22 protein-coding genes and 1 tRNA gene are annotated in these 21,739 nt (G+C 51.6%); 9 read left to right on the top strand and 14 right to left on the bottom strand.

Going from position 1 to position 21,739, the window contains the following annotated elements; translation table 11 throughout:
- Positions 1-6 precede the first annotated feature (6 nt).
- The 3 genes from HND56_06535 to tkt form a co-directional block, all read right to left on the bottom strand.
- On the bottom strand, positions 7-756 hold the full coding sequence (locus HND56_06535) for a hypothetical protein (protein ID QKK05361.1): 750 nt from the start codon (positions 754-756) through the stop codon (positions 7-9).
- Positions 757-833: 77 nt separating this feature from the next.
- On the bottom strand, positions 834-2,717 hold the full coding sequence (locus HND56_06530; protein ID QKK05360.1) for a hypothetical protein: 1,884 nt from the start codon (positions 2,715-2,717) through the stop codon (positions 834-836).
- A gap of 14 nt (positions 2,718-2,731) precedes the next feature.
- Positions 2,732-4,747 carry a transketolase gene (tkt, locus tag HND56_06525; GenBank protein ID QKK05359.1) on the bottom strand — a complete coding sequence of 672 codons (2,016 nt, stop codon included), beginning with the start codon at positions 4,745-4,747 and terminating at the stop codon, positions 2,732-2,734.
- A 153-nt stretch (positions 4,748-4,900) separates the two neighbouring features.
- On the opposite strand from tkt, the gene HND56_06520 reads away from it, so the two are divergent.
- Positions 4,901-6,910 (top strand): hypothetical protein, encoded by a 2,010-nt coding sequence (locus HND56_06520; protein ID QKK05358.1) that lies wholly within the window; start codon positions 4,901-4,903, stop codon positions 6,908-6,910.
- A 29-nt stretch (positions 6,911-6,939) separates the two neighbouring features.
- On the opposite strand, the gene HND56_06515 is transcribed toward HND56_06520, so the two are convergent.
- The 3 genes from HND56_06515 to HND56_06505 form a co-directional block, all read right to left on the bottom strand.
- Positions 6,940-7,404 carry a hypothetical protein gene (locus tag HND56_06515; GenBank protein ID QKK05357.1) on the bottom strand — a complete coding sequence of 155 codons (465 nt, stop codon included), beginning with the start codon at positions 7,402-7,404 and terminating at the stop codon, positions 6,940-6,942.
- Positions 7,405-7,494: 90 nt separating this feature from the next.
- Entirely contained in the window at positions 7,495-8,106 is a 612-nt protein-coding gene (locus HND56_06510) for a hypothetical protein (protein QKK05356.1), read from the bottom strand.
- 104 nt (positions 8,107-8,210) lie between these two features.
- A complete protein-coding gene (locus HND56_06505) occupies positions 8,211-8,777 on the bottom strand; it encodes a hypothetical protein (protein ID QKK05355.1) in 567 nt (188 codons plus the stop codon).
- 86 nt (positions 8,778-8,863) lie between these two features.
- On the opposite strand from HND56_06505, the gene HND56_06500 reads away from it, so the two are divergent.
- Both HND56_06500 and HND56_06495 read left to right on the top strand, forming a co-directional pair.
- Positions 8,864-9,352 (top strand): hypothetical protein, encoded by a 489-nt coding sequence (locus HND56_06500; protein ID QKK05354.1) that lies wholly within the window; start codon positions 8,864-8,866, stop codon positions 9,350-9,352.
- Positions 9,353-9,355: 3 nt separating this feature from the next.
- On the top strand, positions 9,356-10,048 hold the full coding sequence (locus HND56_06495) for a hypothetical protein (protein ID QKK05353.1): 693 nt from the start codon (positions 9,356-9,358) through the stop codon (positions 10,046-10,048).
- Here HND56_06495 and HND56_06490 read toward each other — a convergent pair.
- Positions 10,045-10,851 (bottom strand): hypothetical protein, encoded by an 807-nt coding sequence (locus tag HND56_06490; GenBank protein QKK05352.1) that lies wholly within the window; start codon positions 10,849-10,851, stop codon positions 10,045-10,047. The genes HND56_06495 and HND56_06490 overlap by 4 nt on opposite strands.
- Positions 10,852-11,028: 177 nt before the next feature.
- Positions 11,029-11,832: a hypothetical protein gene (locus HND56_06485; GenBank protein QKK05351.1), complete on the bottom strand. Its 804-nt coding sequence runs from the start codon at positions 11,830-11,832 to the stop codon at positions 11,029-11,031.
- A gap of 210 nt (positions 11,833-12,042) precedes the next feature.
- On the opposite strand from HND56_06485, the gene HND56_06480 reads away from it, so the two are divergent.
- From HND56_06480 to HND56_06470, 3 genes are all read left to right on the top strand, one after another.
- On the top strand, positions 12,043-12,462 hold the full coding sequence (locus HND56_06480) for a hypothetical protein (protein ID QKK05350.1): 420 nt from the start codon (positions 12,043-12,045) through the stop codon (positions 12,460-12,462).
- A gap of 71 nt (positions 12,463-12,533) precedes the next feature.
- Positions 12,534-13,217: an SCO family protein gene (locus HND56_06475; GenBank protein ID QKK05349.1), complete on the top strand. Its 684-nt coding sequence runs from the start codon at positions 12,534-12,536 to the stop codon at positions 13,215-13,217.
- A gap of 95 nt (positions 13,218-13,312) precedes the next feature.
- Complete coding sequence (locus HND56_06470) at positions 13,313-14,449, top strand: hypothetical protein (GenBank protein QKK05348.1); 1,137 nt, start codon at positions 13,313-13,315, stop codon at positions 14,447-14,449.
- Here HND56_06470 and HND56_06465 read toward each other — a convergent pair.
- Entirely contained in the window at positions 14,446-15,396 is a 951-nt protein-coding gene (locus tag HND56_06465; protein QKK05347.1) for a DUF3137 domain-containing protein, read from the bottom strand. The two genes, HND56_06470 and HND56_06465, sit on opposite strands and share 4 nt — an antisense overlap.
- A 72-nt stretch (positions 15,397-15,468) precedes the next feature.
- Between HND56_06465 and HND56_06460 the strand changes: the two genes are divergently transcribed.
- Together HND56_06460 and HND56_06455 are read left to right on the top strand one after the other, a co-directional pair.
- Positions 15,469-15,918, top strand: a complete 450-nt coding sequence (locus tag HND56_06460; GenBank protein ID QKK05346.1) for an OsmC family protein — start codon at positions 15,469-15,471, stop codon at positions 15,916-15,918.
- 84 nt (positions 15,919-16,002) lie between these two features.
- Positions 16,003-17,010, top strand: a complete 1,008-nt coding sequence (locus HND56_06455) for a hypothetical protein (protein QKK05345.1) — start codon at positions 16,003-16,005, stop codon at positions 17,008-17,010.
- A gap of 5 nt (positions 17,011-17,015) precedes the next feature.
- On the opposite strand, the gene HND56_06450 is transcribed toward HND56_06455, so the two are convergent.
- The 3 genes from HND56_06450 to HND56_06440 form a co-directional block, all read right to left on the bottom strand.
- Positions 17,016-18,023: a hypothetical protein gene (locus tag HND56_06450; protein ID QKK05344.1), complete on the bottom strand. Its 1,008-nt coding sequence runs from the start codon at positions 18,021-18,023 to the stop codon at positions 17,016-17,018.
- Positions 18,024-18,116: 93 nt separating this feature from the next.
- Positions 18,117-18,193, bottom strand: a tRNA-Pro gene (locus HND56_06445).
- A gap of 55 nt (positions 18,194-18,248) precedes the next feature.
- Positions 18,249-18,653 (bottom strand): SufE family protein, encoded by a 405-nt coding sequence (locus HND56_06440; protein QKK05343.1) that lies wholly within the window; start codon positions 18,651-18,653, stop codon positions 18,249-18,251.
- Between the two features lie 159 nt (positions 18,654-18,812).
- On the opposite strand from HND56_06440, the gene clpX reads away from it, so the two are divergent.
- On the top strand, positions 18,813-20,171 hold the full coding sequence (gene clpX, locus HND56_06435; GenBank protein ID QKK05342.1) for an ATP-dependent Clp protease ATP-binding subunit ClpX: 1,359 nt from the start codon (positions 18,813-18,815) through the stop codon (positions 20,169-20,171).
- Between the two features lie 352 nt (positions 20,172-20,523).
- Here the strand turns inward: clpX and HND56_06430 are convergent, their stop codons facing one another.
- Together HND56_06430 and HND56_06425 are read right to left on the bottom strand one after the other, a co-directional pair.
- Positions 20,524-21,225 carry a murein L,D-transpeptidase gene (locus HND56_06430; GenBank protein QKK06582.1) on the bottom strand — a complete coding sequence of 234 codons (702 nt, stop codon included), beginning with the start codon at positions 21,223-21,225 and terminating at the stop codon, positions 20,524-20,526.
- 61 nt (positions 21,226-21,286) lie between these two features.
- Positions 21,287-21,715, bottom strand: coding sequence for a cytidine deaminase (locus HND56_06425; GenBank protein ID QKK05341.1), 429 nt, complete (start codon positions 21,713-21,715; stop codon positions 21,287-21,289).
- Positions 21,716-21,739: the final 24 nt, after the last annotated feature.

Below are 21,739 nucleotides of genomic sequence, written 5' to 3'. Positions count from 1 at the left end.
GAAAGATTAATGTTTGGGTGGTGGTGGTGGTGGCGTCGGTTTTGGTGTAAGGCGCATCTTTCTACCGCCAGCTTCCAGAACCGTAAAGACACTGAGTCCCCCCAGCGCGGAAGTGGCCAAGACAGCTATCAGGCTCAGCATGAAATTCATTTCATCGCGTTGCTTGGCTTCTTTGATTATATCTTTCGCGATGGAAAACCGCTGGGTAAGCGGTTCTGTTCCTTCATGACGATGAAGCGTGCGTACCTCATCCAAATTATTGGCATAATCGATTCCGTATTCAATCATATCCGGAATGGAGTTGTTGACATGCTGTTGCCAATCGAAGTCGCGGGCACCGGATTTCAGCTCTTCCAAGATGGCTTTGACATCTGCTTCTCCGACATCAAGCCCGTCCTGCATGGAGCCATTGCCCACAAGATCGGCGAAAAAACGCATCGTGGATTCCTGTAAAGAGGTTTTAGCGGTTTGAAGTGTGGCTTTATCAGTTTTGAGGGTATAATTTTGGCGCTGTAAATTTTGGTATGCGGCGATTTGTGTCAGCAGGGAAGCTTTTTGTGTCTGCAATTGTTCGACTGTTTGTTGTTGTAGAGTTGTACCCGTCGGGTCAAGATCGTTATTGATTGCGTCAAACACTGCTGTACCACCCCAAAGGCTAGCCACAGTCGCCATAAAGAAAGGGGTTGCGCCAAGTGTTACGTGTCTTCCAATGTGATAACCTGCGAGTTTCGCGTGGTATGTCAAACTTGTTGCCATCTTTGATATCCGCCATTTTTTTACGATAGGATCGTGCTATATAATAGCAATGAATTTAACATAATATAAGAAAGCTGTCAAGCGAAGAGCGGGGATTGGCCGGAGGCGGCGGGGACATGCATCCAATGATCTTCTCCGGTTTGGAAGGCTATTTGTCCGCCGGATAGTCCGGCCTGTTCCAACCCGTCATGGAAGGCGCGCAGGATGTCCTGCCGCGTATCGGCAGGAAGCGGCGTGCGGGTACGTAAAAACACATCCAGCGTTTGTTGATGGCGCAGGAAACCGTCAATTTGGACATCGCCGAGACGGCTAAGGCGCAGGTTCAGCAGAAAGCGCGTGGCTTTTCCGTCACCACGTTCGCCGTCTTTAGACTCTGTGTTTTCGTCCTCGTCCTCGACATGCTGCTGACGCGTAAAAAACTGGATCATATCAATATCATCACGGTCTAAAAGCGGCAGGGAAATGCCGCGCCAGTCGCCGGATAAAACCTCCTGTGCCTGACGCGCGATACCGCGGAAGTCCGATGTCAGCCGCGAGATGACATCGCGGCGGCCGCTTTGTTTCAGTGTGTCCATATTGCGTTCGCCCAGCCAGCCCTCCAGATTGCCCATGCGCAAAGCCGCCAGAAAAAACAGTACGGTCGGTACCAGTCGCGCGGGAGAGGTCGGGGAGGGGATTGTACCACGTAAAGCTGCGGCGGCATCCGGAGCGATGGCATTGGAAATTTGCAGCGCTTCTTCCAATGCAGGCCATGACGTGCTGAGCAGCGGTACAAGCGGCGGCAGTGATGAGGCCACCGCACCCGCCTGTTGCGGCACAAAAGACGGAGTCTGTAGTTGCTGCACGAATTGCTCCGGCGTGAGCGGCGTTGCCGTCACACTGAGGACTGTCCCGGCAGGCGCCATATGGGATGTTTGCAGCACAATTTGTGCCCCTTGCGGCAATTCGGGAATATTCGAGGTTGTGACGGTGGCAATCGGCAATCCTGCGGGACTGTGTTCCGTCACGGTCACGGTCAGCGGCGTTTTTTCTGCGGTCGCGGTGTTGGTTTCCGTTACGGCAGGCGCTGTCTGCTTTTGCGGCGCTTGCACGTCAATAATATCAAAACGAAAAATCTGCCCGCGCAGATGCTGTAAATCTGCCTGCGGTTTTTGTGCGGCGGGTGTTTTCTGCTCTGCCAATAACCCGTCCTGTAAAACCGATAAAACTGCCAGTAAAGGAGAGGCGGGTGGTTGCGGTGTTTCTGTGGTCTGCGCAGAGGGTTCAGCAGGTTTTACAACGGCCGTTGATGCATGTGCGGCAATAACAGCGGCGGTTTGCAGATCAACCGCTTCCGGAAGCGGCGCGTTTACGGCAATGCTCTCCGCTTGCTGCAGCAAGGCCGTGCGGATTTGTTCCGAGGCTTTGATGGCGGCTTCTTCTGCGGCAGGAGCATGCGCATGGGTGACAATCGCGGTCACGGTTTCACCTGCGGCAAGCGGTTTTTGCGGCAGTGCTGCGACCGGCTCAGGCGCTTGCGGTTTTGCTGTTTCCCGTGTTGCGGTGGCCGTCTCCTGCGGCGTGACTTGAATACTGGCGCTTTCCGGCGGCGTTCCGGCAGATAGTGTGACGCTCAGCTTTTGCCCTTTGACGGGAGCGGCAGGCTGTTGCGGTGCCTTGTCTTCCACAGGCGGCAGCGCCAGCACGATATCGCCCTGCGGCGTGCGGACATAGATTTGCTGTGTGCGGGGATCAATACGCAGAACTTCGCCCTCAAGGCGGGCATCACGCGGCAGGCTTTCCAATGTCGGCGGCAGCAGGATAATTTCTACAGGCTGCGGACGCGGGGCAGGGCGCTCTTGCCCTTCCTGTTTTCCTGCCTGTTTCCCCGCCGCGGCGCGCGCGTCTCTTGCCTCCGTCTTGATGGAGGTAGAGCTCGGCACCGGTTTCGGCGGTGTAACGGGACCCGTATCGTTGCCCATGGCTCCGGCTTTCGTTAAAGGGCTTTATGCGCGGCTTTGACGACAGCTTCACTGGTGATGCCGAAATATTTGTACAATTCTTCCGCAGGGGCGGAATCGCCAAAGCTTTTCATGCCGACAAAGCTGCCTTTTGTGCCGATAAAGGCTTCCCAGCCTTGTTTGCAGGCGGCTTCGATCGCAATTTTGACACTGTCATTGCCGATCAGCTCGTCGCGGTATTTCTCATCCTGTGCAAAGAACAGCTCGAAACAGGGAACGGAAACGACACGCGTGCCTGTTCCTTCGCTTTCCAGTTTCTCGCGGGCCTCCAGTGCCAGATGTACCTCGGAGCCTGTGGCGAAAATCGTCACTTTCAGCGCACTGCCTGCTTCCGCAAGGACATAAGCACCTTTGCGGGTCAGGTTTTCTTTGCTGTGCTGCGTGCGCACCGTCGGCAGCCCTTGACGTGTCAGGGACAGGACAGACGGTGTTTCCATTTCCTCCAGTGCGATCTGCCAGCATTCCGCTGCCTCGACCGCATCCGCAGGACGCATGACCAGAAGATTGGGCATGGCGCGCAGCGAAGCCAGATGTTCAACAGGCTGGTGGGTGGGGCCGTCTTCACCAAGTCCGATGGAATCATGCGTCATCACATAAACAACGCGTTGTTTCATCAGTGCGGACAACCGGATGGACGGACGGCAGTAATCGGCAAAGCACAGAAATGTCCCGCTATAGGGGATCAGACCTTTATGCAGCGCCATACCGTTCATAATTGCGGCCATGCCGTGTTCGCGAACACCGTAATGGATGTAACGTCCGTCGAAATTATCTTTGCTGACGATCGGCATATGGTCTTTGACGAAGGTGTTGTTCGAGCCGGTGAGATCGGCAGAGCCGCCGATCAGCGAGAAGATACGCGGAATAATGACATCCAGCACATTACCGGATGCCTGACGGGTTGCGAGCTTCGGCTTTTCTTCGCTGATTTTCTTCTTGAATGTTTCAAGTGTCTCCGTAATCAGATGGGAAACCTTGCCGCTGTGGAAACGGTCGAATAATTCGCGGTCTTCACCTTCCAGCGTATCAAGGCGCAGTTGCCATGATTTGCGTTCTTCCTGTCCGCTGCGACCGACGCCGCGCCAGGCATCAAGAACGGCATCGGGGATTTCAAACGGTGCATGCGGCCAGCCGAGGCTTTCACGCGCGCCTGCGATTTCCTCTTCACCCAGCGGTGAGCCGTGGCAGGACGAGCTGCCTTCCTTATTGGGAGCGCCGTAACCGATTTTGGTGCGGCAGCAGATAATGCTGGGCTGATCTTTATGGATCTGCGCCTCGGCAATGGCACGACTGATGGCATCGGGATCATGTCCGTCAATGCTGAGAACGTGCCAGCCATAGCTTTCAAAGCGTTCCGGGATATTCTCGCTGAAGGACAGATCTGTCGGCCCGTCGATCGAGATTTGATTGTCATCATACAGCACAATCAGGCGGCCAAGACCAAGATGGCCGGCGAAGGAGCAGGCTTCGTGGCTGATGCCTTCCATCAGGCAGCCGTCTCCGGCGATGACATAGGTGTAATGTTCGACCAGTTCGCGTCCGAAACGCGCTGCCAAAATTTCTTCGGCCAGCGCCATACCGACACCGTTTGCCAAGCCTTGCCCCAGCGGACCCGTTGTGGTTTCAATACCGGCCTCAAGATTGTATTCGGGATGGCCTGCGGTGACGCGGTGCAGTTGACGGAAATGTTTGATATCATCCAGCGTGATCTTTTCGTAACCCGTCAGAAAATTCAGCGCATAAAGCAGCATAGAGCCGTGTCCTGCGGAGAGGATAAAGCGGTCGCGATCCTGCCATGTCGGGTTCTTCGGGTCAAATTTCAGGAATTGCGTGTACAGCACCGTGGCAACATCCGCCATACCCATCGGCATGCCGGGGTGACCGGAATTTGCCTGCTGGACGGCGTCCATGGCAAGGGCGCGGATGGCATTGGCCATATCGCTGTGGGTGACGGTTTGCGGTTGTTCGATTTTTGCGGCTTCGGAAGACATGTGGCTTGCTCCTTTTAAGTCTGCTCAAAGTTGATTGGCACCCCAGAAAAGACCGTAAAACCCACGCTCTGTCAAGGGAAAAGCTAAGATAAAGGACGGGTGTTTTTATGTCGCGTCTTGTGTATGATACAAGAGGATTTATAGCGGGGATGCGTGAAACAGGTTCTGGATAAATATCAGCTTTGGGCATTGTGGAATTACCGGAGGATCGGCGAATGGGTCGATTGCTTTTTATGGTGGCTGCTGACCGGGTTTCTGATTGCGCTGTTTTTTCTGGAAAACCGGAATGATTATTGTTTTATCGGCGTGCTTGCCAAAGATATCCCTGAATATGCCCCCAGCTATCTGAATTTCCCTTTATTAAGATTTTGCGGCGGTGCCGCGTTTTGGCCCGCACTTGTTGCAGCATGGATGTGCATGACGTTGCTTCATTTGTTCTGTTTTCTACTGCCGTCACGCCGCGCCAGCATCGGTCTGAAAGCGGCAGGGATTGACCTGCACCGTGTTGGCGGTGCCGATGTCAGTACGCCGCGGGCCTTGTGGTATGTCATCATCCGTTATCTGCCGACACATCTGTTTTGCGGTTATCTGTTGCTGAAATTGCTGCACACGGCGCTTGACTTTCATGTGACGACAAGTGCCGTCATCGTGACGGTCGCAGTGCAGATGGTCTGGACTTTGCCGCTGTTTTTTCTGGGAACGCGGCGTAATCTGGCGGATATTTTAAGCGGGACGGAAATGCGCCTGAATAAAAAGGCGTTCAGTCGCATTGAAGCCTTGCGGGAATCAAGATTCCGTAATGCCGTCAGGCCGTTGCGAATGCTGATCGAGACAGGCAGCTATTTGCTGTTATTGCTGTTTTTTGCCGGTTTGACGGTACAGATTTTGCGTGATCCTCCCGTACATCCGGATTATCAGGCGCTTCTTTACGGGCAGCAGTCCGCCCTGTGGGAGGATAATGCCTATTTCGCGCTGGAGGGGCTGACAGCACCGCCTGAGATAAAAGACAGTTACGGTTACGGACGCTACCGCACGGCAACTGCTGCGGAATTTTACCGCCGTTTGCTGGTGCAGGAAGGGATAAGCCCGGATTATACGGTGCCGCAGGTTGAGAAACCGGCGGATTATACTGCGCTGACGCGGAAAAATCGTCTTGCCTTTTATGGTGATGCCAATATTTTGCACTGCTTTAATCTTTTTTTTCAGATGGATAATGAAACGCGCAAAGCCTGTTTGGAGAATGCGGATATAAGCGGCATGATTTGGGACAATCATGTCTTGTGGGAACGTTTCGAAGCGCTGCGGCATCATAAGAATTTTTCCATACCGCCGCAATTCGGCGGCGGGCGTTTTGACCGCAGGGCATTGGCGGATATCGCCCGCGTCAAATCGGCGCATCTGGTTTATCTGGCATCGCAAGGCTATGCGGAAGACGCGGTAGATGAATGGATTGATTATATGCGGCTTTACCGCAAGATGCTGGAATCGCCGGCATCACTGCGAGACAAGGGAACATATATGCTAATCGCGCAAAGCCATTTTAACAGCTTTCAGGAGATATTATCCCATGCGCCCGAGGCCGTGATGGACCGTTATGATGATGCTGTCGCGGTTTTGACGCTGAACCCCGCTGAGCCGCCGTTTTTGGCTGACCGTTTGCTGGCGGATGACTGGGCGCTGCGTGAACCGATTTTCCAGTCCATTATCGGCGGTGGCGGCAATACGCGCAACCGCCTGTATGAATGCTTGATCCCGGCCATGATTCTCGGCAGGACACCGGCTGATTTTTTGCCTGCGCGGCACCACGCATGTTCTTTACGCAGAACGCACCGTTACGAGTTACTGGCGCTGGCTGTGGTCGATCCCGGCAATCCGTTTACAAATGCGCTTTATTACCTGCTGTATCACGGTGTCATGCAAGGAGAGGGTATGATCTATAGCATGCATACGCTTTCTGCGCGCTGGCGTATGGCGCTATTGGGGCTGCAAATTGTAAAAGATAAGGCGGCACCGGGATATATCGAAATTTATACCGAGCGTGCGCCGGAGGCGTTAAAAAATCCATTCACAAAGCAAGGCTTCGAATGGAACCGTCAGGAAAAACGGCTGTTTTTCAAACATTATAAAAATGATATCGAAGTCTCTTTCTTTCTTCCAATATAAATTTAATATCAAACAGATACCGTCGTTTTTTAATGTATTTTGGAATCCGCGATGCGGAAAATCGCCAATTTGCGTTTGATCCGCCCGGGGCGGCGGCGCATATCATGCAACGCTTCAAAACCGATGCGGTTATCGAGATAGTTCCTGACATTTTCCTTCAGGCCGCGGCGAAAGAACGGATAATCGCATTTGCTGCCGGTCAGAATGCCGCCCATTTCCTCGCACATCACGGTCAGCAATTCCAGATGCCCGTTTTCGGCGGCTGTGGCCATTAATTCGCCGTGATCGACATTGACATCCAGCCCATAGCGGTGGAAGCGCCGCATAGAGGAGATATCACCGCTTTTGGCGGCGGAGACCACCGTATTGCCCAGATCAGCCTGCATATGGCGGTGCTGCGCCGGACGCTCGCCGATCAGTTTGACCGATAAACTTGTTGCTTGATTGCCCGTCTTGCCTGTAGACGGATTTTGTCCGTGTTCAGAAAACATCATTACGTCACCCTTGCTATTTTTGTTGTTGAGGGCAGGGTATCGAATCTTGGTTACGAAAAAGTTAATAAGCCAAAGCAGTCAAAAGCTTTTCTATTGCTGCTGTGTGGCGGCGGCTGTTTTTTTCAGCGGGGTCAGGCGGGAAATGCTGTTTGAAACCTGCTGTTTTAACGCGGTGATTTTGCCGGGCGGCAGCGCGTTGCGTGAAAACTGGAAACAGGCGTTTGATATATGCTGTCCTTGGGCATCAACGATTTTTATTTTTTCGCAGACGTTAGCATATTGCGCTTCGATCTTATAAGGGTTGTGTTTCCTTTTGACGGATTTTGAATGAAAAACCTTCGCGATTCTTTTCTCGCCGCGCTGCAGGACTTTTTTCTGTAAGACGGTGGACTGAATGTCCTGACCGCTACGGTTCGTCCATGCGGTCTGGCGTTTGCTATTTATAAAATCGGCGACGGCGCCGACACCGTGCACAACAAATTTTGTCATCTGAAAGACAATCAAGCCGTAAAAGGCCAGCCCCGCTGCGACAAGGGCTGCCCCAAGAACAATGCCGACCCCGCGGCTGATGATGGCCAGCGGCATAGACAGCGACCAGTCGCAGTTGCCGTGAACAAAGCTGCGGGTTTTTTCCGACAGCTCTTTTGCGGATTTGCCTAAATGCTCTTTTGCCAGCAGATAATATTCTTTTGGGTCACGCATGGCCCGGTATTCTCCCCGAATAAAATATCGGGGATATTAACATAAAAATAAGTCGCCGCACAGTTAAAATTAAAAACCTTATTTAAAACAATGCGCTGTGGAAGTTAGTTCAGGTTGGAATCGCGCCAGTATTTGGTGCCTTTCACGGTGGCTTGCAAGGCGAGTCCCGTTTCCGTCAACTGGTAGATCGTCATGTTATCGGCAAGAATTTCACCGCCGATCGCGCCGCCTTTTTCGCTGGCTTTGGCCGCAGCATCGGCGTGAACACCGAATTCCCAGCCCTGATTGACAAAGCGCTCCATTGTTCTTTCATCATGGAAGACGAAAACGGCGCGGAAATCCTTTGCGCCCAGCCCCAAACCGATTCCGGCTTCACCCATCTTCATATAAGTGTCTTTGCCTGTGCGGTTGTCGCGGACAACGCCTTGACCGCCGGAAAAACTGGCCAGAACCACATTCACATTCACATTGCTGAAAACCGCATAGCCGGGGGAGCTGGCAATCAAATTGCGGGCGGCGGGATGATATCCGTACAGGTCACTTATGACACGGTTGCGCATGCTGTTGATCTCTTTGCGCTTGTCATTGGCATTACTGCCGGTGGTGACGCAGCCGGACAGCAGGGTCATGGTTAAGGCAGCGATAAAAAATGCGGATGCAAAAGCTTTCATGGCGATTAGTATTCTCCTGTCAAAAAATGGATGATGCCGTATAATACAAGAGCTAAAGTAATCTATTTTCACAGGAAATAAAAGAGATGCCTTATCCGGGAAGTTTATATGCTGCTTTTACCGTTGTGCTGTTTTTGTTGCTCTCCGGTAAGGCCGCTTATGCGGGTTGCCCGGCCTTTCCGCCGAAAGAACGGCATATCACCGTTGCGGCGTGCCGTTTTTATGATGCTGCGCAGGATACGGAATTACAAAATAAAGTCGAACGGCATTTCACGGATTGGCAGGATGCAAGCGCCGCACAAGTTCTGTCCTATAAAAAAGCGGTATATGAACGCAATACGGGCGCAATTGTGACGGCTTCGGGATCTGACGGCAGTCGTTTTGAATTGTTTTACCGCAGCGAATCGCCGGAGGCCTGCACGGCATTCCCTGCCGGAGAAATGCAGAGAGTCTTTACAGTCAGAACATGCGTAATGGTTTTCTTTGCCGCACCGACGGAGCTGGTGATTGTGCCGGAACCTCCTGCGTCTGATAAATACCGCGACAGTCCATCGACACAGCCGGAGGTGCCGTAACCAATGGTAGCGACAGCAATGGAGCGGCGCTGGCAGAGTTTGCAGAGTAAAGCGCTTGAAAGCTATGTGCAGGAACATGTCGTGACGGTTTATGACGGCATCGGCTGGGGCTGGCTGTTTCTGTTTATTCTGCCGCTGGCGGCGGGAGTGTTTCTGTATTTGAAATACCGTCATGGGCAACGAAAACCTCCGGAACAGATACGAAAGCTGATGACGGTTTTTGCCGCAGGCACATCTGCACGGCTTGCTCTGGGGGCGGCTTTCGTGATTATCGCCGCTTTGGTTGCCATGACAGACCGTTACGAAGCCCATCACATGAAAACGCTGAAACGGGACGGTGTGCGTGTGGCTTGCGAAATTACGGGCTTTGTGACAAGCGGGGTGTTTTTTTCCGAGCCTCTGGCCTTTTTTGTGAAAAGGGACGGTGGTGGTGCGATGCTGCGTGATACGCACGGCATCACGGCTTTGGACGGGCTATCATTGGCTAAAGGTGATAAGGCGGAGCTGCTGTATCTGAAGGATGATCCTGAAACCGCGCGGATTGACCGCGGCATTTTTGACCGTTTGCAATCCGTGTTCCGCTGGTTTCTTATCGGAATGCTGCTGGGGCTGGTGCGGCTGCTGTTCCCGAAAAAAGACCGCCCGCCCGGACCTGCCGGACCGGAGGAAAGACGCGGTAAAAGGCAAACACCCTAGCGGCGGCGGCCGGGACGTTTTCTCTGTTGTTCCGAAGCGCCGGGGCGATGGGTAAAAGCGGCCAGAATGTCCTGCGTTTCCGGTTTTAATGTGACGCTACCATAGTTCTTTTCAAGAAAGCCCGGCTCCATGCCGTAGACGTCGAAACGTGCGACGGTTTCGCCTTTCTTGTTTTTTGTATAAAGCGCTTCTTCGACCGTGGCTTTGCCTGTGCGGATGGATTGTAGCGCTGCGGTCAGTTCGGCGACATCTTTTTCGCGCATGGCAAGCGTACCGTTTTTGCCGATTGTATATGTGCCCCATTGTACGGGGATGGTGATGCGTTTTTCGACTGTCAGACACAGGCGGTAGGCTTCGGGGTCGGGGTCATAGAGATTATAGCGGTTGCCTTTTTCATCCAGCCCTTCGCGGCGCAGATAATCCTCATCAAAAGAGGATTGCTTGGTTGTCCACAGACCGGGGCCGTTGAAATCGGGGGCATTCATATCCTGTTCGCCGATCATGCGGGACATATACTGCTCCCAAAGGTCTTTCAGGGCGAGGCTGCGGCCATATTCATTCGGCCATTCCTCCAGATCCATAACAAGGTAAAGCGGCTTGATCTCGACTTCCGATTCTTCGCCGGAATCGGCACTCATCAGGCGCAGATTGCGCAAAAGATAGGCGGCAACGGGTTTTGTCTTGCCATAGCCGGAGCCGTCTTCCAGTAGCGTTTCCAGCAACGCGTGATAGTCCTTCGCCGCCATAAGGGGCGGCGGCGGTGCGCGCTCGGCAAACACTTCCGCGAGATTGGTTTCACGCATAAAAAAGACCTTTTACCCTTTTAAACCGCCTTAAAACTTGTGTTCCCAATATAACACGCAAAACATAATTATGTCAATTATTGCGCGTTGTTTCTTGACGGGCAGAGGAGGGCAGACAAAAGAAATCAGGGGCTGTAAAAAGCCCCTGATTCATGCATCTTTGACAGGATTTTCCGTTTAACGGGACTTGCCGAAAGTGTTTTTCTTGGCTTGCGGCTGTTTCGGTGCGGTTTTAAAGGCGGCGGTCACGGCTTTTGTTTCCTGCTTCAGTTCCACGAGGTCATAGTTGTTTTCAAGGAAGCCGGGCTCCATGCCGTAAATATCGAAACGGGCGACGGTGTTGCCTTTGTCATCTTGCGTGTAAAGTGCTTCTTCCGCTGTCGCTTTGCCGGCGCGGATGGATTGCAGCGCTTCTGCCAGTTCCGCAACGTCTTTTTCGCGAATGGCAAGCGTACCGCCGGCTTCTACCGTGAATGTGCCCCATTGTACGGGGATGATGACGGTTTCATCGACCGTGTCACAAACGCGGAAAGCGTCTGGGTTGGGGACATGCAGACTGTTTTTGCGGTCATTCGCATCGGCTTTCAGATAATCAAATTCAAAAGAGCCCTGCTTGATGGTCCAGATGCCCGGGCCTTTGAAATCAGCCGAATCAAGGTCGCGTTCACCGATGGTTTTGCCGCCCCAGTTTTTGGCGATGTCTTTCACGACCAGACCGCGCACATGCTCGCTTTTATACTGGTCCAGATCCATAACGATATAAAGCTTTTCAACTTTAACGGTTTTGGCGGTTTCGTCTTTACCGCTGCTGGTTTCCGTGACCAGTTTGATGTCTTTCAGCAGATAGGCGCCGACATTGACTGTTTTACCGCGGCCTTCGCCTTCGGCCAGCAGTTTTTCAAGCGTTGCGCGATACGTATCCGGGGTCATCAATGTGGGTTCGTCTTTTTTCGGGAATTGATCCGTGAGTGTCTGCGTCATAATATTGCCGTCCTCTAAATAAAATATGTTGCCGTTTTCAGGATAATAATTGTCATATCATCATCTGCCGACAAGATATAACACATATTTCCATATTGTCAACCGCGTTTTTAAAAACGGGTGCGAAGGGCGCATATTTTTTTGAAAATATGTCAAGCGAGTGTATAATGGGAATTGAATGTTCTTAATCTCCGGAAAGAAATAATAGTCATGGATGAATATGAGAAAGCGCGATCAACAGGGGTCGCGGACATGTCGAAAGCCGGTGCCGCTGAAGGACTGCTGGCCCGCAAGCGTATGCAGGAAAGTCAGAAACAAAACCTGAACCGCCAGCAATATTCGGGGGAAATGACCAGCGCCGGGCATAAAATCGGTATTTTTCTGATTCTGGCCTTTCCGTTTCTTGCGCTGTTCGGCGGTACGCTAGAAATCGGCATAAATATCGGGATAAAACTGGGGTTGGGGGAGAAATTTGATGATTTTCCGGCATGGTATCAGGCGCTGACTTTACCTGTTCCTATTGCATTGACGGGGCTTTTGTTTTGGTTCAGGCGGATTGCCATACCCGTATTCTACGTATTGCTGATTGCCGGCTTGGCTTTTTATGAACTCGTTTTGTCCCCGGGATAAGCACCTTGACGGCGACCGATTCAGATTTCGGTATTTGACACGCTGTAGGAAAGGGGATAAAAAACCTGTAAATGAAACAGGAACAACAGCAACTTATTCTCGGTTTTTTAATGCTCGCCGCGGTGTGTGCAGGGGTGATCGCCTTTGTTGCGTTGCGTCCCGCATCACAGAATGCGTTATCGCCATCATTGTCACAGTCACAGGGCAGTCAGCAATCTGCTACGGATTTGCGTGTTGCCGTGCGTCCGAATGTGGATTACGGCGGTGATTTCACGATGCTTGACCATAACGGCGCGACCGTGACGCAAGACAGCTGGCCGGGCAAATATAAATTGCTGTTTTTCGGCTTCAGCCATTGCCCGGATATCTGCGTGGGGGCGGTGGTCAAAATCGGCGATGTGTTGGAAAAACTGCCTGCGGAAACAGCTGCGCAAATCGCCCCGCTTTTTGTCACGGCTGATCCCGTACGGGATACGCCGGAGGTGATGAAGGCATTTCTGGCGGATTTTGACAGCGCCATCATCGGGCTGACAGGTAGCGAGGAACAGGCGGAGCATCTTATCAAGCTGTTCCGTGTCTATGCCAAAAAGACGGAAAATGCCGATGCCGAAGGCGGTTATGTCATTGACCATTCGTCTTATTTTTATCTGCTTTCTCCTGACGGCAAATTGGCGATGTTCCGTGAAAGTGACCGCGCCGAAGACATCGCCCATGACCTTGCCGTACTGATTGACGGTTCGCAAAGCTCCAAATAACTGATATTGACGCCTTTTTTACAGGAAAAACTTGACTTTTTCCTTTTAAATAGTTTATTATGTAAATTACTTGAGGTGAAGAACAGGGGTGTAAAATGCAGGAAAGAAAGCCGCAAAAAGCAACAATCGCGGATGCGCGACCGGAGAATGATGCCTTCAAGCCCGTTCCCGCTAGATACACGTCTCTGGATGATCCGTTTCATATGCGCATTCACATGCCGCTGATGCTGGAAGCGCTGGAGCTAATGCGCAATCACAGCCCGCTGGGAGCAGAGCTGTATGACTGGGCAAAACGCCGTCAGGTAAAATTCCGTTTTGAAGATTCTTATGCGCTGGCATCATTTACGGCAGGCAGCCGGATGGTGCGCGTTAATCCGAATGCCGCATCGCTGAATACCATGGTGCATTTGATCGCGCATGAGCTGATGCATGGGGTGCAATTTGATAATAAAGGCGGCACATACAGCAATGAATGGGATGTGCGGAGCCACCTGAAACGCTCGCTCTATCTGGAATCCGGCGCAGTGGCGGCGCAAATGCGCATGGCTTATGAAATGAAGTTGAACGGCTATCCGGGTGTTTGGCAGTCTGTTGTAGATCCCAGCGATATCAAGGATGAAACATTGCGTTCCCGTGCGCAGGCTTATAGTGAAGTCGGCCTCATGTTTGAGGAGGCTTTTGAAAGTGCCGAGGCGGAAGGTAAAACGCAGGAAGAATGTCTGAAGGCAGGAGCGACGGCTGCCTATAAAGGACGGATGGAAAGTCAGGATTTACGCAATCGTTATAATACCAAATTACTGAGCCATTATTTCCGCGACAGCGCTTATCTGAAAGCGCGGGCGGTAAAAATGGATGATGACAGAACGGAGGCCTGCACACGTATCAAGGAGGAGTTTGTCGTCAATCTGGAGGATGTCACAAAACCGCAAACGGATGAAGATATTTTCGGCGATAACAAACTGATGCGCGATGCGGCCGATTATCTGGAGGTTTTCCGCGCCATGCACGGCAAGGAACGTGACCTTTGGGATGCCGAAACCGATATGATGCGGCGCGATATGGTGCAAAAAGGCAATGTTTTCGTCGGGGTGGAATCCATGTATGTGCTCTGGATCATGAAAGACGAAAGCCGCGCGGTGCTGGATGTGTTATGCGAGCTGGCAAAAGTCGCGCCGGACGGGTCGCGGAAAATCATCACAAAACCGCAAGCGCGTCAGGGTGGCATGCGTTAATCGCGGTGTTTGCGCGGATCATACAGTTTTAACTGGTCAACGATGTGCAGCACATTTTCAATTTCTTCCTTTAGAGCCAGCAGCGTTTCAGGATGCAGTGTCTGAATATCTATTTTGGGCGGCTCAAACAGATTCTTTTTAGACGGGATCAGCGCCAGAAAACGGTTATCGTAATAAGCCAGCGAGATCCCCTCCGTCTCATAAAATCCCTTTAAGGCCTGAATACGTTCGATCATCAGCGGATCAATCAGATAGCGTGCTTCGACCTGATCGCTGGTATAGACATCATAATCTTTTTCAAAAGCGGGGGAGACAAGATCAGCACGCTTCAACCCTGTGGCCTTTTCATGCAGATATTCGGCAATGCTGCCGCGGTTCTGTACGGCAATCGTGTGGCCGTAAAATTTGTTTTCCGGCAGAGTCACCAGCACGGCGATTCCCTGGAAGACAATGACAAATTCGGTTTTTTCAACATATTTGCCGCGCTCATATTTTGTGGTGCGGCGTTCTTCCTCCAGCTTTATTTCCGCAAAACAGACATCTGTGTTTTTATAGCGCCCTTTAAAATAATCCTCGCTTGTAATGCGGTCGTAATGCGGCAGAATTTTTGAGGGACGCATCTCTTCCGCAGGAATACTGCCGTTTTCCTGATAGGTGAAATCCCCCAGCAGCGCGGCGAGGGCAGGCAATGCCTGTTTTTTATAGGCGGCGGCGTAACCCAGTTTTGGCGCGAGTGCCCAAATCGTCAAGAGCAGCAGGACAAAGATTGTGACAATGGGGAAAGCCGTATCACGCAGCATATTGGAATCGACCAGCAACGCAGCCGGTACCAGCACAAGCGCCAGCAGCGCCGCCGTTTTTTTATGGGTTTGATAGGCGGCGTATTTCTCGCGGCGGAAAGCATCGAGTTTTTCCAGGGCGGGGGTGATGTCTTTTTCTTGTGTCATTGCTGATATCCATTCGTGCTTGTCTATCTTATGCAGGATAGTCTACCGTGAAAGAAAAAGCAGGAGGAAAAAATGGCGGAGCATAAAAACGGGAGTGTTGTCGTCCGGTCAACGGGCAAAGGAAAGTTCCAGCAGCATATCACGGCAGGCAAACATGAATTAACGGCGGATGAACCTGTGAAGCTTGGCGGTGATGATACCGGCCTCGCGCCTTATGATTTGCTGCAAGCGGCGCTGGGCGCGTGTAAATCCATGACATTGCGCATGTATGCCGACCATAAGGGCTGGCCTTTGGAAGGCGTGGATATTTGCGTGACGCATGATAAAACCGATGGCGCAGACGGTAAACAAGATGTGTTTCATTGCCAGATTTGCCTGCATGGTGACGGTTTAAGTGATGAACAACGCGCAAGACTGATCGAAATTGCCGATAAATGCCCCGTGCATAAAACATTGCAGGCGCAGAATACGGTGATTGAATCGCTGGAATTCAAAGGCAAAGTGACGGCGCAAAAAGCCTGAAAACGCGCTTTTTTCTCGCCGTCTGCGGCATGGTTATGTTATAAGACGGCAATATGAACGAATAAGCGCAACGGAAGAGAAACCATGTCCACGGAAAAAACGGCGGAATATGTGCCGGGAACAGAAAGCTGTTTAACAGATGCCGTACGTACGGGTTGTGCACGGGTGATGGAACAGGCGCGGCATGTGCAGATCCGTTCAGATTTCATTCCCGCTTATGCGGAACGTATCAGCAGCTATTTTCCTTACGAAAATCTGTGGCATGCGGCGGGCTGGCATTTTCGCAGCGGCAGTGACGAAGCGCTTGCCGCCTATGTTCTGACTTTGGACAGCATCAATTTCGGATCAGGCTATTTTTCGGCACTGGAAAAACGTGAGGGCATGTCCGGCTATGCCACGATTGCCTCATGGCTGACTGACCGCTTTCAGGAGAACCCGCTGACCGCGCATGATTTAAAAAATATGTCGGCAAAACTGTGTGCCGATATTTTTCATCAGAATATTGCCAATCCTGAAATGCTGGAGTTGATGGAACGTTTTGCCAAAGCCATGAGCGAAACCGGACGGCAAATTCTGGAACATTATGACGGCAAATTCCTTAATCTGGTGATATCCGCCGATCATTCCGCGGTCGGGATTGCCGCATCGCTGGCCAAATTCCCGCAATATGCCGATATTGCACATTACCATGGTTTTGCGGTGCCGTTTTACAAGCGCGCCCAAATTGCCGCCGCCGATATTTATCTGGCTTTTGAAGGGCAGCGGGCAGGGGCACTGTCTGATCTGGCAAAACTGACGATTTTTGCCGATAACGCCGTGCCGCATGTGCTGCGCATGGAAGGCGTGCTGGAATATTCCGAGGCACTGGCAGCAAAGATTGATGCAGAAGAGCTGCTGGAAGCCGGATCGGAAGAGGAAGTCGAATTGCGTGCTGCCGCTATTCATGCCGGTGATATGATTGTGGCGGCTTTGCACGCATTAGGGCAGACCGGCGTGACGGCAATGAATCTTGACCATTATATCTGGGACCACAGCCACCGCCCCGAATATCAGTCAAAACCGCGCCACCGCACACAAACCGTTTATTATTAACGGCTTTACATTCCCGTACCGCTTTGCGGATGATGGGGCTTGCGCACGGGCTTGTTTTCAAAACTTTTCAGGGATTTCCGTACCGTGTCCATTTCCTCACTGGCCACCGCGCAGATCGTATCCGCCGCGCCGTAATAGACGTAAAGCTTGTCATCCTGTACCAAGGCACCGCAGGGAAAGACGACATTATTCACATCGCCTTCCAACTCGTAATCCGCTTCGGGAGCAAGGGAGGGCGCTTCTGTCTTGCTGATAATCCGCGTCGGGTCGTCTTTATCCAGCAGCATCAGACTGATCGTCCATTTGAAATCCGATGAAATGCTCGAATAAACCAGCAGCAGCCCTTCGTCAATCTCGATCGGCGGTGCGCCCGGCTCAATACCCAGATCTTCGTAAGTACCTTCCTGCGGACCCATCAGCTCGTCTTCTTCAATATCATGTGTTTGCCAAAAGCTTTTCCATGCCTCCATATCCTCGGGATTGTCCGGGGCGGGGGACATCATGGTGCGTTCGACGCTTTCCTCATCCTTCCACATGAACCAGTTTTTGCCGCCGCTTTCAAACAGAATGCCGGCCTTGCAGCGGCGGTCGGGGCCGATGACGCCGTGTTTTTCAAATGTCTTGAAATCCTTGGTCGAGGCCAGCGCAATGCGGATACCGTCACCGGCATCGGGCTGACCGAGGCCTTTAGCAAGCGAGGTATAGCAAATATAGAATTTATCGCCGATTTTGGTGATGCGCGGATCCTCAACGCCGAATTTATCATAGGTCTCGCCGGGGGCGAGGGCGCGTTCGGTCTTTAATTTGAAGCTGTCGGGGCATTTGCCTTCCCACAGGCTTAAATGTGAGGTGTAATTGTCGTCAAAAGCATTCACCGCGCCGATTTTCTCGTAGCCTTTGGGAACGGAGCGCACCAGCATCAGGAAATGGCCGGGACTGTCCTCGACGGCGGCCGGATTAAAGGTTGCGCCCAGATCACCTTCGGGTTTGACAACAATACCGTGACGTTTCATCGGGTATTCCCCCTCATGTTGTAGACAAGAATGTGTTTATCATAACACCGGAGAGGTTAAGATTTTGTATAGAGGAGGAATTGGCTGAAAAAATGGTCGGGGTGAGAGGATTCGAACCTCCGGCCTCCTGTTCCCAAAACAGGCGCGCTACCAAGCTGCGCCACACCCCGACAGGATTGCGCTGACGTTAAAGGTAAAAACGCAGGCTGTCCAGCATTTTATGCATTATCCATGCGCGGCCAGCGCTTGTTGAAGGCGACCGACCATGGCGTAAAAACCGTTGCGGCGGTTGACGCTTAAGTGCTGCTGCAGGCCCAGGCGGGTAAAAATATCCTCAATATCGTAACCTTTGGTTTCTGCGGCGGTTTTTCCGGCGTAAAGAATGTGTAAAATGGCGATCAGCCCGCGGACGATATGGGCATCGCTGTCGGCCAGAAAGTCGAATTTTCCGTCTTCCGTCGGAATAAAAACCATCCAGACCTGCGCGGTACAGCCTTCGACCTTATGGGCGGGAGTCTTGTAATCCTCAGGCATAGGGGGCAGGTTTTTGCCGAGTTCGATCAAGTACTGGTAGCGGTCTTCCCAGTCTTCAAATAAGGCAAAATTTTCCAGCAATTCTTCGACGTTCATGTTTTTCGCAATTCTTTAGAAGTTATTTATCTTTTTTCTTTACTTTTGGAGTTGGCAAGGCAGAATGACTGTTCTATTCTGAGGGTATAAGACCGCTGGTTTTGCCTGTTCAAACACACGGTCATTATTGAAGACAAAAAAAAGGTAAGTAAAGAAAAAATGAGCAAAACATCAGGTTCCGGCGATTCAAAAAATACACTGTATTGTTCTTTCTGCGGCAAAAGCCAGCACGAGGTACGCAAGCTGATTGCGGGACCGAACGTGTTTATTTGCAATGAATGTGTCGAGCTTTGCACGGACATCATTCAGGAAGAAGACAAAAACCAACTGGTCAAATCCGGCAGCGACGGCATTCCGACGCCTGCTGAAATCAACGGCGTTCTTGATGATTACGTTATCGGACAAAAACGCGCGAAACGCGTGCTGTCTGTTGCGGTTCACAACCACTATAAACGTCTGGAAGAAATGCAGCGTAACGGCGATATCGAAATCGCCAAATCAAACATTCTGCTGATCGGGCCGACAGGTTGCGGTAAAACACTGTTGGCGCAGACATTGGCGCGTATTCTGGATGTGCCGTTCACCATGGCCGATGCGACAACGCTGACCGAGGCCGGTTATGTCGGTGAAGATGTTGAAAACATTGTATTAAAACTGCTGCAATCATCTGATTACAACGTGGAACGCGCACAGCGCGGGATCGTTTATATTGACGAGATCGATAAAGTCAGCCGTAAATCCGATAATCCGTCGATTACGCGCGATGTCTCCGGTGAAGGTGTTCAGCAGGCATTGCTGAAACTGATGGAAGGCACGGTTGCCTCGGTTCCGCCGCAAGGCGGTCGTAAGCATCCGCAGCAGGAATTCCTGCAAGTGGATACGACGAATATCCTGTTTATCTGTGGCGGTGCCTTTGCAGGGCTGGAAAAAGTTATTTCCCAGCGCAGCCGCGGTGATCTGACCGTCGGTTTCGGCGCAGATGTGCAAGGGCCGGATGAGCGCCGCGTTGGTGACGTTTTGTCCGAAGTTCAGCCTGAGGATTTGATGCGTTTCGGTCTGATTCCGGAGTTTATCGGTCGTCTGCCGGTTCTGGCAACGCTGGAAGACCTGGATGAAAAAGCACTGGTCACGATTTTGACGGAGCCGAAAAACGCGCTGGTGAAACAATATGAGCGTCTGTTCGATATGGAAGATGTGAAGCTGACATTCGAAGATGATGCGCTGCATGAAATCGCCAAACGCGCCATTGAGCGTAAAACAGGTGCACGCGGTCTGCGTTCCATTCTGGAAGGCTTGCTGCTGGATACCATGTTTGAAGTGCCGAGCGAAGACAATGTTGAAGAAGTTATTGTGAAAGCCGAGCATGTCAAAAACAATGCAAATCCGCTGGTTGTCTATAGCGACAAAAAGAAAGCCAAAAAGAAAAAGGACGCCAAGCTGAAAGATGCCAAAAAAGCGGAAGATAAATCCGATGATGAAGATGATGACGAGGAACCGGGCAATCAGGCCGCATCTTGATCTGAACGCAGAATAAATAGAAAAGCGCGGCACAGGATGCCGCGTTTTTTCTTATCCGGTGTTGCGGTGAAAATAAAATGACGTTTCTCGCCGCGCAAAATTTATTTGATGCTGTCTTTATACTGTCAGAGCGTTGTGAGCGCGTAAAATAACATAGCAGCATCTTTGTAAGTCTTTGAGAAACAACAGTGATAGTCTATACTGTCTATACTGCAAAGCCCTCTTGGGAATCCATCCAGTATTTTCCATAATATATATTATCAAATTAAAATAGGAGAGAAGCAGGGTGCCCTTTTTCCCCGTTCAGGCGCGTAATCTGCCGTATAGCCGCGAACTGTAAAATATGCGTGGCTCATATTCCCCGTTGCGCATCCTTGATGCGGTATTTTTTATCCTCAACGACGATCTGCGGCGGAATGCGGTGCTGTTCAAAATAAGCATAGCCTTCACGCAGGTCATTCCAGAACGCATACCATTTGTAATTCTTATGCGCTTTCAGCTTGTCTTCCTCCAGCCGGAACGGAAAAATATGCACGGGCACCGCCTCCTGCCCTTGCTGCAGCGCGGATTCGGCCAGCAGATAGACTTTTTCAATCACTTCATCTGTCATGGCATAGCAGCCGGTAGAAACACATTTTCCGTGGATCATCAGAAAACTGCCGCTGTAGCCATGCGCGGCGTCATAGTCATTGGGATAGCCGAGATTAAGCGCAAGATGGAATTTACTGTTGGGGTGCAGCATGTCCTGCGGCACATAATAGAAGCCTTCCGGCGCCTGACGGTCACCTTCACGGCGTTTCGGCCCCAATTTTCCGGAATATTTGCAGATATCAAAGCTGTCATAAAGGCGGTAGCGGCTTTTCTCGCTGTCCTGCAGCCAGATTTCCAGCTCTTTTTCTTCTTTGAACAGCCGCAGAAAAACCGGGCTGCCCCATGTGAAGCCTTTGGCGGCAATTTCGGCCTTTAGACTGAGCAAAGTCCCGCTTTTCACTTCATCTAATGTCGGACTTGTCCGGTAGAGATAATAACGGTAGTGATATCCAAGCGAAAAAATCGCCGTGCAGAATATAAAAATAAGTAAAAATATAATCTTATGGGGCTTTTTTAAAGTCATTTTACGCACTGTCTTGCTGTTTTGCGGCCAGTTCGCGCGCGGTTTTATCTTCACGCCAATGGTCGGGCAGTAATTCGGCAATGGATTTAACACGCCCGCCCGGCAGTAAGACGCGCGTATTGCTGTTATAAGGGTCGGTTTGATAGATAAATTCGCGGCAGCGCCCGCAAGGCGGCAGGATGCGCCCCTCGTCATCCACGGCAACAATGGTGGCGATTTTACTCTCTCCTGCCGTCAGCATCGTGCCGATGGCATTATGCTCGGCGCAAAACCCCATACTGCACGCCGTATTGATGCAGACGCCCGTAAAAACCGTGCCTTGTTCGGTGACAAGCGCACTGGCAACGCCGCCGGCATCCATCGAGGGCGACAGGTCACGCGGATTTGTGGTTTCGGTGGCTATGCGGATCAGTTCATTATCTTCAATCATCGGGCGGCCCTATTGTCCTTATGT

Source organism: Pseudomonadota bacterium, assembly GCA_013285465.1.
Lineage (GTDB): Bacteria > Pseudomonadota > Alphaproteobacteria > Micavibrionales > CSBR16-224 > CSBR16-224.
This window is presented reverse-complemented; position numbering and strand designations above follow the sequence as displayed.